Here is a 17733-nt window from a genome sequence, read left to right on the forward strand (position 1 = left end):
TATTCATTAATTGCTTCGTTAGTTGGTGCAGAAATAACGATACCTCCATTTTTTAACACTAAAACTCTTTGACAAAGATTTTGTATTGCAGTCATATCATGACTTACAAAAAGTACCGTACGCCCAGCAATATTTGAAATATCTTGCATTTTTCCTATGGCCTTTTTTTGGAACTCAGCATCCCCTACAGCGAGTACCTCATCTACGACTAGAATGTCTGGTTCTAGAAAAGCAGCAACGGCAAAGCCTAATCGCACTCGCATCCCACTAGAATAACGTTTTACGGGGGTATCTATGTACATTTGGCAACCTGAGAACTCTATGATTTCATCAATCTTGCTAGAAATCTCTGTTTTATTCATTCCTAGAATCGCACCGTTGAGAAAGATATTTTCTCGCCCTGTAAGTTCTGGATGCATTCCTGTGCCTACTTCCAGCAAGCTAGCGATGCGACCTTTAGTCTTTATGCTTCCTGTCGTGGGGCTGGTGACCCTAGAGAGTATTTTAAGTAGTGTGGATTTACCCGCACCATTTTTACCTATAATACCCAATATCTCACCTCGTTTTACTTCAAAGTTAATATCTTGTAAAGCCCATACGTAGTCAGAACTAGCGGCAGCGCTGCGATCGTTTACGGCTCCTACTTTTAAATAAGGATCTTCTTTACCCCTTACTCGATGCCACAGCCTGTTTAAGTCGTGAGTTAAAGTTCCAGTACCTACTAGTCCTAGACGGTATTGCTTTGAAATGTTCTCTGCTTTTAATATGATATCACTCATGTGGCACTATTTTTAAAAGGACATACAGCTAATAAACCCTGTTGTATAAGAGAAATTTTTTGTAATGGAGCAAGCGCGCTGGGATGCTGCTGTATCAAAGAAATAGCATCTTTCTCGTTTATAGATCGATCTATTGGTACAGGATCATAAACTTCTAGATCTACCGATAAAAAATAATCATGGTACTTCACTCCATCACCAAAGATGCGATCTGAAAATTGAACCTGTACGGCAGGAATCCCATAGGCATGAGCGACAATAATTCCATGCAAAGAAGAGGATAAAATATGCTCACAGGCTAGAATTTGCTTTGTTGTCATCTCTATATCGTTGGTGTTAAAATCAATGATTTGAATGCTTGGGTGGTCTTTGTATAATTCTTTGACCAGTTCCAAATCATTGATATGAGGTATGATGCCTAATCTATATTCTTTATGAATTTCTGGATCAAAATAAAGCGGCAATAAGAGTGCTGGATCTCCATAGATTTCTGGACATTCATAGCCTAGTTCTAGGAGGCGCTTTCGCGAAAGCGGCCCTCTTACAGCCAAAAAAGTACCTCTTGCAATAGACTCTTCTTTAAAATTGATACCGCTGCCCCATACGATGCAATAGGTATTGATATGAGCAAGCACACTACCTATGGTCACATATAAGGGTTCCAACAAGTTTCTAAAATAAAACTTCTGAGCCCGCACCCAGCTTACCTTCTTTCTAGATATCTTCTCTACTACATACTTACCCAACAAGTCCCCATAGTTTTCTTGAGGCTTTTTTTGGATATAAATCTCGCTCCACCAGTATAATCTTATGACTTTTCCCATTATACGGTATCGATAAAGGTTTTTTCTGTACGGTTAAAGAAAATAAGACCTATAAAGAAAACAACCACACCTAATGCTAAGCCCATATGGATCCCAGGCCAGTACATTTCTAAACTATTAAACCATAGACTGCGATAACTCTCTATAATATGCGCTATGGGATTCCACTCTACAGCCCAATAATAGTCCTTGAGTCTGTCTCTTGCGACATCCATGGAGTACATGACTGCACTAAGGTACATCAATAGATTTAAACCAAAACCTACTAAAAGCGATACATCTCTATACTTAGTAGTAAAAGCAGACAGTATCATCCCTATACCCATAGCAAGTAAAATCACATTTAAAATAACAACCAGCAGCAAAGGCAAGTAGTAAGATGGTCTTACTTCCATACCGTGGTATGCATAATACCCGTAAAATACAACGAGAATTAAGAGTTGAATACTGTATTTGAGCAAGGCCGATAGCACCTTTGAGGCTGGCGAAATAAATCTAGGGAAATATACTTTCCCGAAAATTCCTGCATTGCTCTTAAAAGAGTTGCTAGTCGCATTTAAAGACTCTTTAAAATAAGACCAAAGTGTTAATCCAGTTAAATTAAAGAGAAAATTAGGGATTGCTCCATTATCAATACCTGCAACTTCATTAAAAATTAATGTAAAAACCACACTTGTAAATAATGGCTGAATGATAAACCACAAAGGCCCTAATATGGTTTGCTTATAAACCGTAACGATGTCTCGTTTTATAAAAAGCACTAACAAGTCTCTATAGTTCCATATTTCTTTAAGGTTTAAGTCAATCAATTTCCCTTTAGGCTTGATTTCATACAACCATTCTTCTTGCTTCATTTTACTTATTTTTATTGAAAAGTGAAGATAGAAAATCTGTTATGTTGCTTAGTTTACTCTTTCTCTTCTCGTCTTCATGATAGCCATTCCCATAGGCGCCATAACCGTAACCGTATTGACCCCGATCTTTAAAGTAATTGAACACAAAACTCAAGTTTTTGATTTCTCCACGTTGGTGTTTTTCATTCACCACATCCAGCATCGCTTTTTTAGTATAGCCTTGACGCACTACATACAAAGTAGCATCGGCGTGTTTAGCAATCTCTAATGCATCGGCCACCAGGCCTAGAGGAGGCGTATCCAGTATGATATAATCATAGTCCTTTTTTAATTGATCAATCATCTCACCGCAACGTCGGGTCATGATCAGTTCGCTAGGATTGGGCGGCACAGGACCAGAGAGTAGCATATCTAAGTTTTCTATTCCTGTAGGACGTATCACTTGATTTAAACTGCAATCGTTTACTAAGTAATTAGATACTCCTAGGTCATTTTCAATATTAAAATCATCAAAAATCTTAGGCTTTCTTAAGTCCATTCCGACCAATATGGTACGCTTACCGCTTAAGGCAAAAACCGTGGCTAGATTGATGCTGGTAAAGGTTTTTCCTTCTCCACTTACACTACTGGTTACCATTATGGTGCGGGATCCATAGAGCGAGTCTTGATTGTAAATAAAGTGCAAACTGGAACGTATGCCTCTAAAAGATTCGGCTATGGTAGATTGGGGTTTATCCTTTACGATAAGGTTAGTAGCATGGTTTGTTATACCTATAACACCTATCAAAGGTATTCTAGATAATTTTTCTATATCCTTAGTGGTATGAATAAAATTATCGATTAGAGTGAGTAGAAATGCCGCTGATATAGGAATCGCAAGGCCTATGAGTAATGCAATTAAGTAATTGATATTAGAATCTTTACGTGTACCACCACCGCCCGTATCTTTTGCCTCATCAATTACATAAACATCAGAGACATTGGCTGCTTTTACCAACTCTGCCTCAGCCCTTCTGGACATAAAGACTGTGTAAATATTGTTATCCATATCAAACTGACGCTGGATCTTTAAGAACTCCTGTTGCTCTTTAGGTAATTTTTTGATTTGAGCTTCTACTGTACCGATCTGTGCCTGCAAGGCTGCTAACTCCATATTAAGGAGGTAGTTGGAGCTTTTTATATTTTCATAAATCACCTCTTTAACAGCATTGATATCCCGATCTATCTCTCTAAAAACTGGTGCGTCGGACCGCATGGCAAACTCTCTTTTCTTGCGTTCTTCAGAAAGCGTGATCAATCGCAATACAGCTGCAGAAATACTCCCTTCTTCTATTCCTACAACAGATGGTGCCTGAACAACAGAATAATCCGTTTTATTTTTAAGATAAGATTTTAAATTATCGTAATAATTCAATTTGTTCTGAATCCCGCGTTTCTCGATTTCAAATTCAGACAATCGTTGATTAAAATCAGCGCCTTGCGATAATACATCAATAAGTTGTGAGGTATCTTTAAAATCTTCCAAGTCTTGTTCTGATTTCCTCAAAGCTTTCTCCTGCAAGACTAGTGAACTGTCAATATACTCAATCGTACTAACGGCAAATTTATTCTTGCGTTCCAATTCACCTTGCTCGAGAATGACAGAGCTGGTATTGATATAATCAATCAGCCGTTGCTTGTTACTGCCTGTTAAGCTTAGTAATAATATAGAAGAACCGTCAGGAGCTGGTCTGATAGTAATATTTTTATAGCTGTTTACCGTTCCCCAATAATCTCCAAAGTTAAACAACCATTCTCCTCCGGTAGCTATTGTCGCTGCTCGCTTCTCAATGAGCACCTTAAGGAATGGCAATTCAATGGAGTCACCAAATTTAAATTGCTGCTTCCAGTCGCCCTCCGGTACCTCTAAGGTTTCGTTTCTTTTCTCACCATAATGATAGCCTCCAGCGGTAGCACTTGAGAAGGTAGCAGAAAGTTCAAAAGTCTGTTGATCCAGTACTTTGATTCTGATGTTGTCACGGTACAGCTGAGCCACACTGCTGTCTGCATACACAAAAAAAGGGGTTTGCTTGTAGGCATCAACATTGTAATAATCCCCTTCCTTAAAGTAATTGATGTAATACTGTAGCTCATCCACAACTTGCTCTGCGTGCGTGCGGGACTTAAATTGTACGATGGCAGTCGTTACTTTATCTGTGGTTCCACCCCAATTAAAAGTAAGACTGGTATTGCTGGTAAAAAGCGGATTAGAATTATCTTTTATGCTGATTAAAGAACTAGCACTGTGCACCGTCTGTATAAACTGATTTTTATAATACGCATATCCACTGGCTATACCTATACATAAAAGGAACAACCACCACAATTTAATCAGCTTTAATAAGAACTGCTGTATATCAAATATTCCAGTTAACGAATTTATTTCTCTTTCTTCTTCTTCCATTTTATAAACGTGTAAAGAACAATAAGGTAGTTACCAATGCGGTGAAAACTGAAATTATAGTGGTAAAAGAGGCTAAACCTGTGGTTCCAGTTCCCAAAGCTTTTTGAGGCAAGGGATCTACTACGATCATGTCATTAGGCTGTATGTAATAATAAGGGGAATAAATCACATCCAGTTGTGTTAAATCTACATGGTGCACCTTCACCCCTTCAGGATATTGCCGTACTATTCTTATATTAGTTAAATCGCCTGTTATAGGAACACCACCGCCGTTTGCAATGGCCTCTACTACGGTTACTTGATCTCTAAAAATCACCTGTTCCCCCATCCTACTCACCTCTCCAGTCATGACATACCGCAAACCTCCTAAACGTACCGTGACAAATAAATCGGCATTTTCTTTAAAGTACTCGGTAAGCAAACGTTTTTCGATTAATTCTGTCAATTCTTCTAGTGTAAAACCCAGTGCTTGTATTTTACCCAATCGGGGCACCCGTATGTCCCCATGTTGATCAATCGTATAGCCATTAAAATAAAGACCCGCGGCTTGTGCTCCAGCTTGCCCACCGCCTTGGGCTGCGCCTTGTCCAACACCTGCATTAAACATAGAGACCAGACTTGGATCAAAAGGTGCTTTGATCTGTATACTCAAGATATCGTTAATTTGTAATCGGTAAGGAGATTGGACTTTTTGAAAGGTAATCAACGAATCGTTTTTAACCGTGCGAGACTCCTGCAAATAGGTGATTTTACGAGTAGGCACGCATGAACTGGCTAGCACTAGTAAAAAAATAATTAAAAGGCCTAACAGCTTTCTCATGTATCATAAGTATATAACATGCAATATAGAATTATTGCTTCAAATATCACGTATGGTTTCAATTTGAAAGTGACAAAACACGTGAGAATGAAACTAATCACACAAGCAGTAATTCGCAAGGCACTAGTTATTTTTTGTTTGCGATGTGGCGTTTCTTTAAAAACTTCCCTATCGACTGACTATAAAAAATGGATGGTGTAAATCTTCTTTATTATACTGCAAAGGTTCCTGAGTCTTCGCATTTAAAACTTGCAATCCAGCAGCTTCACAAATAGCTTGCCCTGCAGCCGTATCCCATTCGATAGTTGGTTCAAAATGAGCATATATTTCACATAAACCAGAAAATACCAAACAAAACTTTAAAGAACTTCCTAGACTTTCAATTTCTATCTCGCGATCCGTTTTATTTTTAAGGCCTTCTACAAAAGCAATAATCGCCTCATTGCTGTGTGATTTGCTTCCCACCACTTTAAGTACTTTCTTATCCTTATTAGGAACCAGTACTTCTGAATTTTCAAAGAATTCCTCAAATTCTGGCAAGTTACCAGCAAGCCGGTACGTATAAGAAGCCATCATTTCCGTATGTGTATCATACAGCACACCAGTAACAGGAACATAAATAATCCCTAATTACAGCTTTCCATCGGTCAGCAATACAATGTTCACGATAAACTCAGCATTTCTATTGATACATTCTTTGGTAGCTTCCAATGGATCAATCATCCAGCATTCCTCCCAGTCCTTTCTATTTCTATAGGATTCATTATTGATCTCTTCACTTATAAATAGGAACCCCAAATTCCTTAAATATTCCATTAACATGGCATTAGAGGCAAGATCTGCCTGTGATAGTGGCGATTTATCTGCCTTAGAAACGGTCTCTGTGGTATCCTGAAGGTATACTTCTAAAATCCCATCAACAGCAGCAATGGCCGCTTGTATGCTATAAAATAATAGATCAGGGTGAATCGCATCTAAATTTTTAACCACACAAAAACACGAATCCTTTAACCGACACTTAACAACTGCTTATCGTTTTTTAGAGGCGGTAGTATTTTCTTATTACCGTTTTTTAATTTTATTTAAAAATTAAAAAATCAACCTGGAGAAGCTCAGAGCAGAAGCGAGACAATTACAATTAAAAGATCCTGAAAAAAGTTGAAATACCTTATGATACTACCGTAATATTGCATTTCTTAATTAAGCGATATTACCATGAATTACATCACCGTAGAAAACGTTACCAGAGCCTTTGCAGATAAAGTGCTTTTTAAAAACCTTTCCATTGGAATCAATCAAGGACAAAAGATAGGTTTTGTAGCAAAAAACGGATATGGTAAATCCTCACTGCTCAACATCATCACGCGCGCTGAGGAGCCAGATAGTGGTAATGTATCGTATAGAACAGACCTGAGAATGGCATTCTTATCGCAAGAACCTAATCTCAATCCAGACATGACTATCGAAGAAGTAATCCTAGACAGTGATGTGCCTACCATGAAAATCATAGCAGACTATGAGCACTCCATGGCAAATCCAGACGATGCAGACCTGATGCAAAAAGCACTGGATGCGATGGACGCAGCAAATGCTTGGGATTTTGAAACCAAATACCGTCAGATTCTCTCTAAATTAAAACTAGACGACCTTACCCAAAAAGTAGGAAAGCTAAGTGGTGGACAAAAAAAACGCATCGCTATGGCAATGGTATTGCTGTCAGATCCACAATTGTTGATTCTAGATGAGCCTACTAACCACCTAGATCTAGAGATGATCGAATGGCTAGAAGCTTATTTTAAACAAGAAGACTACACCATTCTTATGGTAACTCACGACCGTTATTTCTTAGATCGTGTTTGTAATGAAATTATAGAACTAGATCAAGGCGAGCTGTATACTTACAAAGGAAACTATTCCTATTATGTAGAGAAAAAGCAAGAACGCCTAGATGTAGAACAGACCAATCAAGAAAAAGCACAACAGCTCTTTAAAAAGGAATTGACTTGGATGCGCCGCCAGCCTAAAGCACGTCGTACCAAATCAAAGTCTCGTATAGACGATTTCTATCAAATTAAGGAAGCTGCGAGTAACAGACGTAAAGATCATCAAGTAGAACTGGAGATCAACATGCAACGACTGGGAACCAAGGTCGTAGAATTGCATAGAATTAGTAAATCTTTTGGTGATAATCACTTGATCAAAGACTTTTCTTATAACTTTTTACGTGGAGAGCGATTGGGAATTATTGGTAAAAATGGAACGGGAAAGTCGACTTTCTTGAACATGATTACCGGTGACTTAGATCCGGATGTTGGTAAAGTTGTTCTAGGAGAAACGCTCAAAATCGGCTATTACACGCAAGGTGGTATCGAGGCAAAACCTGGAATGAAGGTTATAGACGTAGTAAAACAATACGGCGAGTTCATTCCTTTAAACAAAGGAAAAATAATCAGTGCAAGCCAGTTATTGGAACGGTTCCTTTTTGATAATAAAAAGAAACATGACTTTGTAGAAAAACTGAGCGGTGGTGAGAAAAAGAGATTGTATTTATGTACCGTTCTTATTCAGAACCCCAACTTTTTGATTCTTGATGAACCTACTAACGATTTAGACATTCCTACTTTAAATGTATTGGAAAACTTCTTAATGGATTTCCCTGGCTGTATTATCGTAGTCAGTCACGACCGTTACTTTATGGACAAAATTGTAGATCATTTGTTTGTCTTTAATCAATCTGGTACCATTACTGATTTCCCAGGAAACTACAGTGACTTCAGAGCTTACGTAGGAAATACAGACCTCGTTCTAGATAAAGATGCAGGTGAAGTAACTCCAGCACCCGTTAAGAAAGCAATAGCTACACCACAAACAACTCCTACCTCCGGACCTACTAGAGAGCAACAAAAAATGCTTTCGCGTATGGAAAACAAAATCAAGCAACTGGAAGAACAAAAGAAAAAGCTCCAAGACAGTTTTCTAAACCCAGACATCCATGCAGATCAAATGACCGAAAATTCCGTGCAACTTGAAAAAACCAAATCCCAACAAGAAATAGCAGAAATGGAATGGCTGGAATTAAGTGAGCAAATCGCTAAAAATTAAATCTTACGGTTCAAGATCTAAGTTTTTTTTCGCAAAATAAAAAAAATGTTTCTGGGTGTACCTGACGTTCCTTTAGGCGTTTCCTTTGCCACGGAATGCATAGGTGACAGGAAAGAGAGTTGGCCTTATTGGAAATCAAATTTGTATTTAAAATAAAACTCCTCTCCAAATTTAAAAACTCCTTTGTTAAGTCCCTGTTCATTTGTCAAGACAAATTTCAGGGATGGAAAAGGTTGAATTGTTCCCGATCCCGTGAGCGTTCCCAATGATTGTCTATATATCGATCCATTAGGGATCATGGATTCCTGACAAATTACCGTACTAAAACGTTACTTTAATTGTAAACCACACTCTTAAATTTTCAGGTATAACAAGTGGTTGACTACTCACATTTGAGAGCATAGCAAACACATCCAAATAGCTACTGACTGCTAAATTTTCTAACAGAGTTGGGAGGAACACACCCGTTTACTACCTAATTCTCCTCCACGGGTTCTGCAAAAAGATCAAAATCTTCTGCTTCTGTAATAATCACATTCACAAAGGAACCCACAGATAGATAATGCTTATCTGCATCGATCAACACTTCGTTATCTACATCTGGACTGTCAAATTCAGAACGACCTACAAAATGATTCCCTCGCTTGCGATCGATCATTACTCTAAATTCCTTTCCTATCTTCTGCTGATTCAGTTCCCATGAAATCTGAGATTGAATTTCCATGATGACATTAGCGCGATCTTGTTTCACATCGGCAGGAACATCATCTTCTAGCTTATAGGCATGCGTATTTTCTTCATGAGAATACGTAAAACAACCCATTCGCTCAAAACGCTGGTCACTTACCCATTGTTTTAAAATTTCAAAATCTTCTTCTGTCTCACCAGGATACCCCACAATCAATGTCGTACGTATGGCCATTTCTGGAACCAGCGTTCTGAATTTTTCTAGGAGCGCATTCGTCTTTTCAAAAGTAGTTCCACGACGCATGGATTTTAATACAGGCGTAGAAATGTGTTGTAACGGGATATCTAGGTAATTACAAACCTTAAGCTCGCTTTTCATGACATCAAGAACATCTAACGGAAAACCAGTTGGAAAAGCATAATGCATGCGAATCCACTCGATTCCCTCTACCTTTGCTAGCTCCCGTAATAATTCTGCCAGTCTTCTTTCTTTATATAAATCAAGACCATAATACGTCAAGTCTTGAGCAATAAGTATCAATTCTTTTACTCCTTTTGCGGCTAGTTTTTCTGCTTCGATAATAAGGTGCTCAATAGGAGTGCTTTTATGCCCGCCACGCATTAATGGAATGGCACAAAAAGAACAAGGTCTATCACAACCTTCGGCTATTTTAAAATACGCGTAGTTTTTAGGCGTGGTCGTAACTCGTTCCCCTATCAACTCGTGCTTATAATCAGCACCAAGTGCTTTTAAAAGTGACGGCAACTCTGTAGTTCCAAAATACTGATCTACATCTGGGATCTCTTTTTGAAGATCTGGCTTATAACGCTCTGATAAACATCCAGATACAAAAACCTGATCTACTTCACCTCTTTTCTTACGTTCCACAAAATCAAGAATCGTATTCACAGACTCTTCCTTTGCATTATCAATAAAACCGCAGGTATTGATCACGACTATATTACCTTCTTCCTCATGCACTACGTCTTTACCGCTGGCCTTCAGTTGTCCCATTAGTACTTCACTGTCGTACACATTCTTAGAGCAACCTAAAGTGATTACGTTGATCTTGTTCTTTTTTCTAGTTTTTGTTCTCATAAGCGGTTGCAAATTTACGACTTAGGCTACTACTTCTGGGTGGTTGAGCCGTGTTTTTATCTCGCTTTCGCGAAAACGCCATCATTAAAATCCAATTGATAGGTAAAAAGCTCGTTTGTATTTCACTATTTTTACCGCTAGCTTGGCACTGAAAACCAAACAAAGATGGAAGAAAACGAAGTCATTTCTTATTATGATAACATCGCACAAGAGTATGACACGTCCAGATTTGCCAATTCTTACGGCGATTTTATCCACCGACAAGAAATAGCTTTTTTTGATACGTACGTAGGTAAAGAACAACAGGAACATCAACTAGATTTAGGTTGTGGAACAGGCCGATTCTTAGAATATGCCTCCTACGGAATCGATCCAAGTGTAGAAATGATAGCCATTGCTCAAAAAAAACATCCCGAAAAACAGTTTCAAGTAGCGAGTGGAGAGGCAACTGGTTTTGAAAACGATACGTTTAAAAAAATCTACTCCTTTCATGTCATGATGCATCTGGATGAAAAGACCCTCAAAAACATTCTGGTAGAAACGCATCGTATTTTAGAACCTAAGGGCAAGTTCCTATTTGATTTCCCGTCTAAAAAGCGCAGGGAATTATTGGGCTATAAAGCTGCAAACTGGCATGGAGCGACCAGTTATGACCTTTCTGATATTCAAGAACTTTCTAAAGAGCTTTTCACCATCAGATACTCTAGAGGTTTTTTATTCCTACCTATTCATAAACTACCCGTTCAAATACGTCCCTGGTTCCATAGAGTGGACCAATTGCTATGCAAGAGTTTTTTAAAGTCGTTCAGCAGTTATATCACTATAATTTTAGAGAAAAAATGATTCGCAAACTGATTCCCAAAGCATTCAAACTGCAATGGCAACTTTTTAAAAGAGCTCGCCTTGATGAGCAGAGTGGTTTTTACAAACAACTGGCAGTTAGTAGAACAGTACCCCAAAATTTTAAGTGCCGTATCACAGTAACGCAACCTATCAAAAACAACGCTGGGGCACGTAATAAAGTACACAATATTAAACTGGCTTATCAAAAAATGGAACACTTGATGATCCAGCCTGGAGAATCGTTCTCCTACTGGCATGTCGTTACCGCCCCTATTCCAAGAAATGGCTTTAAAAAAGGGCGCAATCTCATCGCAGGAAAACTCCAAGAAGATTATGGTGGTGGCTTATGCCAGCTGTCTGGCATGATGTATATCGCCTTACTAAAAGCCGGCCTAGAAATCACTGAACGTCACCATCATTCGATAGACATCTACACAGAAGCCTCTAGGTACACACCGTTAGGCAGCGACGCCACCGTAGTTTATGGGTACAAAGACCTGAGATTTAAAAACAATCTCAACCAAAATATCACTTTTAAAATTCAGTTTAGAGAAGACGAGTTGGACGTTATCCTCTGCAGCAACCAGCCTATAAAAGAACATCAAATAAGCTGGGAACTCATTTCTAATGAAGGCTATAAAACGGTAGAGACTAAGAATGATAAAAACGAATTGCTAGCCGTTTCTAGATATAAATATTTAAATCACATCTGAACGTTTACAATAATTATATAATTGCTTCACATCAAATAAATTAGAAGTATGGTCAAGAATCAAATGGTTTATTATAAATCTTAAAAAAAACTTAAAAAAGTAAAGTGCATACGGATATGCTATATATTTCTATTTTAAACACGCCAAAATGATCAAGAATTTTACTTTAGGACTGCTTTTATTTTTCTCCATTTGCGGTACCGCACAATCTACATTTTATCCAGGAACATTAACTAGAAGTGATAAAGCCTCCGAGACTATTTATTTTAAAGGCAGAGAATACGTAATTACTAATAATAATGAACTAAACGTCTATAGTGCTGCCAGTTCTAAAAATAAGATGATTTTAAATGCTTCTGACTTTGTTGAAATCAAGTCTGATAATGAAAATCTTGTTATAGAAACTGCAATTGTTAAAAATTACGATTCTAATAAAAAGCAGATTTTAAGAAAACTAGTAGGCGGCGAAAATTCTTTGTACGTGTTTTATGAGAATGAAAAGCCATTATACGTCCACAAAAAAGGAGAGCAATTTACTTTGCTATTGAAGACTTCTGAAAATAATCAAATAAATTTTAGAGAATGGCTTTTTAAAAATTTCAATCCTAACAACAAAAAACCTATTGAGTTTAATAATGTTGCTTACAAAAGATCCAGTTTAATAGCATTCTACATTGAATCAGATCCTACAGCGATCGAACTCGAACAAGAAAATAAAGTTAAATTTTTCAATTTAGGAGCCCATGTAGGATACAGCAACTATAACATAGGGGTGTCTAACCAAAATGAAAATGTAAGTTCAAATGGCTTATCAGGGTCTAATGTTCGTTTTGGATTCAAAACATTTTTTCATATAGATGAAATAAGTAATCATCTTACATTTTTTGCAGGTATAGACTATCATACATCTCTGTACGCGAGCGGCAACTCGGTTCTATTCCCTCAGTCTAATTTATCACGTAGAGATGCAACTACAGAAGTAGCACTTCATTTCATCTCTTGTCAATTAGGTTTTAAATACAATATACATTTCAACAATTTTACTATTTCACCATCCATCTCTTTTGAGCCTTTCATTTATATTGGAGACAGAAATGCGTCTACCATAAGAGATGATGGAAGTATATTTTATGATACTGAAATAAGAGATAATCCCAAGGCATTTAATATTGGACTTCATATAGATGCGTTCCAAAATTTTTATGCTTTTGTTGAGTATGGCACTATTACAGAAATAAGCACTTTTCCACGAACACTTGCACCTACTGAATTTACCAGTAAAAACTTCTCTAGACTTACTTTTGCTTTGGGCTATAAGTTTTTGTAAAGCACAATTCTTTTGTTTAGATTGGTTAGTTTTCAATCATTAGCTTTTAAAAGAAAATAAATTCAAATAGTTTCCGGGTATAGTTTTTACTTCCTAAAACTCTTAAAACCTTTTTTTATTCCTGCTTTTACTCTTAGAGACAAATGATTCTCAGCCGGAGGAATAGGACAAGAGAATCGGTCACTGTACGCACAATACGGATTGTAGGTAGCATTAAAATTGAGCATTACTTTATCACTTAATGGTGCTCTCAATTCCATATAGCGGCCTACTTTGTAAGAATCTTTTCCATTAGTCTCATCTGTAAATTCAACCGTTAGGTAATTGTAATATTCTGGATCGTCTTTAAGGCTCGGACTAAAAAGAACAAGCAGTTTACACTTCTGTCCCTTTAAAGTAAAATGTAAATAACCGTATTTGGTATAAGTTGCTATGCGCGCTGTAGAAGTCTTTGACTTTAACTCTTCGGTATTATCTAACTTTTCAAATGTTGCCTCTACCACAAATTCTGGATCAAAGTCATAGAAATTCAAATAGCCAAAGTTCTTCTTTTCTCTATCGGTCAAGACCTGGTTCTCACCAGATTTGTATTCTAAAGACAGCTTTTTACGATAGTCTATAGATTCCTGCTCGTAATCTTGAGCACATAAACCTGCACTAAAGACAAATAGCAGGAAAGTGAGTAGGTTTTTCATTGGTCTTTATTTATTAAACAGTAGAACTCATGCTCCAAATATACTCTGAAATCTCATTGTAATAAAACCGAGATAAAGTAACGATCAATGCACACACGAGCGTCACTGCCCAATGAAATTTTTTAAACCATACACTAGCACCGCATATCACCAAAACCAACACATGAATAGCCGCCATAAAATATACGGGATCATAAGAGTTTTCAGGTCTCAAAGGATTATCTGACAAAGGATTGGTTAGCAGCTGCACGATGATGACGCAGAGATAAAAAGCGGCATAGATCGCTATGATCTTTGTAATAAGCGCCATGTTTTTACTGTTGAGAATGGGTGGTTTGTTGTCTTCCAATTTATGTATTTAATTATGATTCAATTATTATTTCTCACACTTGACGCAGCATTTATTCCTGTCGTTCTCGATATGAGAACCTTTTCGACTCTAGCTCCAACTAGCATCCCTTACCTATGATGCTCCACACTTCCCTGAGCTGGACTTGTCTAAAAAGAATGCTTGGATAAATCCCGCACAAATAAACTACGCATAAAGATATCAAAATGTCAACACAAGCGGTCTTACGACTATATCTGCTTGGATGAGCTGTATTTTAGTCCTTATAATCCTGAGGCATCACTCTGTGTTTTGTCATTTTCTCATAAGCTGCGGCCCAATCAAAAAGCAATTTATCTTCTCTATTAGGTGCTATAAACGTAAGCCCAAAAGGTTGTCCCTGGTCGTTATAGCCCATAGAAACCGTCATTGCTGGAAAGAATGCTGCGGCGGCAACTCCAGCAGTATAGTTGTTGATAGAAACAAAACCGTTCAGGTCGTGCTTCTCCATCAAATTATAAAAATATTCTTCAGCTTTGGCCGTCATGTCTTTTTTAAATTTCAAAAACTCCTCATCAGAAATAGCAGGTTCTTCTATAATTCCTTTAAAAAGACTTTGTCCGTAAGGCATTGATTTTAGCGAATCTCTTTTATTCCATTCCATGACTTTAGCGACGTCCCAACCTCTAAATTTGGCATGCGATTGCGCTGCAAAATAAACAGGCAGATCTTTTTTCATGTCTGCATTAAGAAGTTTTAAAAATCCGTTTAATTGGGGTCTGGTATCGTCTAATTCAATCAGTATCGCTCCAGAAGATTCAATATCTAACAAGGCTTGGGTATATAAAGGGTTTTCTTTAAAAGAAGTCCACACGCCAAAACGCACTCCTTTTAAACCAGCCGTTTCAAAAGTATTAGCACCGTATTTTTCAATGACCTCGTAAGATGCCCCTAATGCTTGAGTAAGAATGGCATTATCAATCACGTTTTTAGTCATGGGCCCTGCGGTATCTAAATAACTAGAAATAGGCACAATTCCAGAACCACTAAAGGTTCCTGTAGAGGGTTTGTAACCTACGACACTATTTTGTGAAGCTGGAGATAGTATAGATCCAGAAGTTTCTGTTCCTACAGCAGCAACTGCAAAATTTGCTGCCACACTAACGCCACTACCACTGCTAGATCCACCGGTATCCATAGTTCTCCTTCCATAAGGATTTAACGTCTGTCCTCCTACAGCGCTATACCCACTAGGGCAGTCGCCACAAAAGAAATAAGCCCATTCGCTCAAGTTTGCTTTCCCTAGAATTACGGCACCTTCTTGTCTTAGATGAGTTACAATTATAGCATTTTGCGATGTTCTATTTTCTAACAATACAGCGGCACCCGCGGTTGTAGGCATATCTTCTGTATTGATATTATCTTTTAAAAGAATAGGCATTCCTTTGATGGAATAATAAGCGAGGTGTTCCTCATTTCTCTTTACGTAAGCCAAGTCTTGGTCCGCTGCATCGGCTTGTTTTAGAGCATTGGGATTGATGGCAATCACCGAATTTAATGACTTCGTGTTTTCTCTGTCGTACTTATAAATTCTTTTTAAATAAAATAGAGTGAGATCTCTATAAGAAAATTGTCCGCTAGCGATAGCTTCTTGAATCTCTGGGATGCTTTTTTCTAGAATAAGGCTTTTTAAGTTGTCGCTTCCGCGAAAGCGAACAACATCATCTAACAAATCTCCAAAAATCTGATCCCTATCGAGGTATTCAGAATCGAGTACTTTGAGCTCTCTAAAATCCTTACTTGAAATGTTTAGGTTAGTATCTGGCGACTTACAGGCTAAAAAAAGAAAAGGCAAAAAAAGCAGTATTTGTCTCATAGGATGCGTTGGTATAAAGGTAAAAATCCCGCAGATAAAATAAAACAGCTACAAGAATTTTATAAGGTTAATGTGTCAGAAAGTTACAAGACCGTTGTGCTCCTATAATAAAAACTAGATGCCAGCTCTTTATTCTGGAAATCTAATGAGTTGTGGCCAAATTAGTGATTGTTCCTTTTCTATGAACCAGTTTCCACGCATTCTTTTGTAGAGACGGTTCTAATTCTAATTAAAGAAGCTATCTACAAACTCAGCTTTATTGAAAACCTGAAGATCTTCCACTCCTTCTCCGACACCTATATAGCGCACAGGAATCTGAAATTGGTCTGAAATACCGATCACCACACCCCCTTTTGCCGTACCGTCTAATTTCGTGATCGCTAGACTAGTCACCTCGGTAGTTGCCGTAAATTGCTTTGCTTGTTCAAAAGCATTTTGTCCCGTAGATCCATCCAAAACTAACATCACGTCGTGCGGTGCATTGGGGATTATTTTTTGCATGACTCGCTTTACTTTAGAAAGCTCGTTCATTAAGTTTACTTTATTGTGCAACCGTCCAGCAGTATCCAGAAGAACGACATCTGCATTTTGAGCTACGGCACTTTGTAAGGTGTCAAAAGCAACACTTGCAGGATCACTTCCCATAGCTTGCTTTACGATCTCTACACCTGCTCGTTGCGCCCATATATCTAACTGTTCTACAGCAGCTGCTCTAAAAGTATCACCGGCTCCTAGGACCACCTTTTTACCTGCTTTTTTAAATTGGTAGGCCAGTTTCCCTATAGTAGTAGTCTTCCCTACTCCATTGACGCCTACAATCATGATTACATAAGGACCCTCTGTTTCAGGAATAGTGAATTCGGTTGCATCACCATGATTCACCTCGCTCATTAATCCAGCGATCTCTTCCCGAAGGATTTGATCTAGTTCTGAAGTTCCTAAATACTTATTTTTTGCTACCCGAGCTTCGATGCGATCGATAATTTTAACGGTTGTCGCAACACCTACATCACTAGAGATCAAAACATCTTCTAGATCATCAAGAACAGCTGCATCTACGGTAGATCTACCAGCGACCGATTTACCTAATTTATCAAAGAAGCTAGTTTTAGACTTTTCCAGTCCTTTGTCTAGGGTCTCTTTTTTCTCTTTTGAGAATATTTTTTTTAAAAAACTCATGGCTAATTTAGAATGAATACAAAAATAAGAAAGTTAGAGGCAATAATAGCTACATAGTGAAAACATATAACTTTTCGATTTTGTGAGACCAAATAACAAGAGGCAAGACTTGTAAAAATGAATCTGGAGTATGGAATACAGACGCTTTAACTGCTGGAAAGAAA

The 17733-nt window shown here is 37.8% G+C and carries 14 protein-coding genes and 1 pseudogene; 4 read left to right on the top strand and 11 right to left on the bottom strand.

Going from position 1 to position 17733, the window contains the following annotated elements; genetic code table 11:
• The 6 genes and pseudogenes from ACJAT0_RS03060 to ACJAT0_RS03085 all read right to left on the bottom strand — a co-directional run.
• Nucleotides 1-779: ABC transporter ATP-binding protein (locus ACJAT0_RS03060; RefSeq protein WP_415180467.1), on the bottom strand; the 779-nt coding region annotated here is incomplete at its 3' end.
• Entirely contained in the window at nucleotides 776-1603 is an 828-nt protein-coding gene (locus ACJAT0_RS03065) for a polysaccharide pyruvyl transferase family protein (protein ID WP_415180468.1), read from the bottom strand. The genes ACJAT0_RS03060 and ACJAT0_RS03065, both read right to left, overlap by 4 nt.
• Nucleotides 1603-2457 (bottom strand): ABC transporter permease, encoded by an 855-nt coding sequence (locus tag ACJAT0_RS03070; RefSeq protein WP_415180469.1) that lies wholly within the window; start codon nucleotides 2455-2457, stop codon nucleotides 1603-1605. The genes ACJAT0_RS03065 and ACJAT0_RS03070 overlap by 1 nt, the downstream gene beginning before the upstream one ends.
• A gap of 1 nt (nucleotide 2458) precedes the next feature.
• Nucleotides 2459-4900, bottom strand: coding sequence for a polysaccharide biosynthesis tyrosine autokinase (locus ACJAT0_RS03075; RefSeq protein WP_415180470.1), 2442 nt, complete (start codon nucleotides 4898-4900; stop codon nucleotides 2459-2461).
• A gap of 1 nt (nucleotide 4901) precedes the next feature.
• Complete coding sequence (locus tag ACJAT0_RS03080) at nucleotides 4902-5720, bottom strand: polysaccharide biosynthesis/export family protein (protein WP_415180471.1); 819 nt, start codon at nucleotides 5718-5720, stop codon at nucleotides 4902-4904.
• A 168-nt stretch (nucleotides 5721-5888) separates the two neighbouring features.
• Nucleotides 5889-6710, bottom strand: a pseudogene (locus tag ACJAT0_RS03085) (3'(2'),5'-bisphosphate nucleotidase CysQ family protein).
• A gap of 225 nt (nucleotides 6711-6935) precedes the next feature.
• Between ACJAT0_RS03085 and ACJAT0_RS03090 the strand changes: the two are divergent.
• The gene (locus ACJAT0_RS03090) at nucleotides 6936-8822 is read left to right on the top strand and encodes an ABC-F family ATP-binding cassette domain-containing protein (RefSeq protein WP_415180472.1); all 1887 of its coding nucleotides are present in this window, start codon (nucleotides 6936-6938) and stop codon (nucleotides 8820-8822) included.
• A 475-nt stretch (nucleotides 8823-9297) separates the two neighbouring features.
• Here the strand turns inward: ACJAT0_RS03090 and rimO are convergent, their stop codons facing one another.
• Nucleotides 9298-10608: a 30S ribosomal protein S12 methylthiotransferase RimO gene (gene rimO, locus ACJAT0_RS03095; protein ID WP_415180473.1), complete on the bottom strand. Its 1311-nt coding sequence runs from the start codon at nucleotides 10606-10608 to the stop codon at nucleotides 9298-9300.
• A 165-nt stretch (nucleotides 10609-10773) separates the two neighbouring features.
• Between rimO and ACJAT0_RS03100 the strand changes: the two genes are divergently transcribed.
• The 3 genes from ACJAT0_RS03100 (at nucleotide 10774) to ACJAT0_RS03110 (ending at nucleotide 13491) form a co-directional block, all read left to right on the top strand.
• Nucleotides 10774-11451 carry a class I SAM-dependent methyltransferase gene (locus ACJAT0_RS03100; protein ID WP_415180474.1) on the top strand — a complete coding sequence of 226 codons (678 nt, stop codon included), beginning with the start codon at nucleotides 10774-10776 and terminating at the stop codon, nucleotides 11449-11451.
• On the top strand, nucleotides 11448-12164 hold the full coding sequence (locus ACJAT0_RS03105) for a VanW family protein (RefSeq protein WP_415180475.1): 717 nt from the start codon (nucleotides 11448-11450) through the stop codon (nucleotides 12162-12164). Before ACJAT0_RS03100 ends, ACJAT0_RS03105 begins: the two co-directional genes overlap by 4 nt.
• Before the next feature lie 148 nt (nucleotides 12165-12312).
• Entirely contained in the window at nucleotides 12313-13491 is a 1179-nt protein-coding gene (locus tag ACJAT0_RS03110; protein WP_415180476.1) for a hypothetical protein, read from the top strand.
• Nucleotides 13492-13577: 86 nt separating this feature from the next.
• Here the strand turns inward: ACJAT0_RS03110 and ACJAT0_RS03115 are convergent, their stop codons facing one another.
• The 4 genes from ACJAT0_RS03115 to ftsY form a co-directional block, all read right to left on the bottom strand.
• Nucleotides 13578-14186: a DUF1684 domain-containing protein gene (locus ACJAT0_RS03115; protein WP_415180477.1), complete on the bottom strand. Its 609-nt coding sequence runs from the start codon at nucleotides 14184-14186 to the stop codon at nucleotides 13578-13580.
• A gap of 13 nt (nucleotides 14187-14199) precedes the next feature.
• Nucleotides 14200-14535 carry a hypothetical protein gene (locus tag ACJAT0_RS03120; RefSeq protein ID WP_415180478.1) on the bottom strand — a complete coding sequence of 112 codons (336 nt, stop codon included), beginning with the start codon at nucleotides 14533-14535 and terminating at the stop codon, nucleotides 14200-14202.
• Nucleotides 14536-14791: 256 nt separating this feature from the next.
• Nucleotides 14792-16390, bottom strand: a complete 1599-nt coding sequence (locus tag ACJAT0_RS03125) for an amidase family protein (protein ID WP_415180479.1) — start codon at nucleotides 16388-16390, stop codon at nucleotides 14792-14794.
• A 225-nt stretch (nucleotides 16391-16615) separates the two neighbouring features.
• The gene (ftsY, locus tag ACJAT0_RS03130; RefSeq protein ID WP_374002411.1) at nucleotides 16616-17569 is read right to left on the bottom strand and encodes a signal recognition particle-docking protein FtsY; all 954 of its coding nucleotides are present in this window, start codon (nucleotides 17567-17569) and stop codon (nucleotides 16616-16618) included.
• Nucleotides 17570-17733 lie beyond the last annotated feature (164 nt).

Origin of the sequence: Nonlabens sp. (genome assembly GCF_047636915.1) — a bacterium.
Lineage (GTDB): Bacteria > Bacteroidota > Bacteroidia > Flavobacteriales > Flavobacteriaceae > Nonlabens.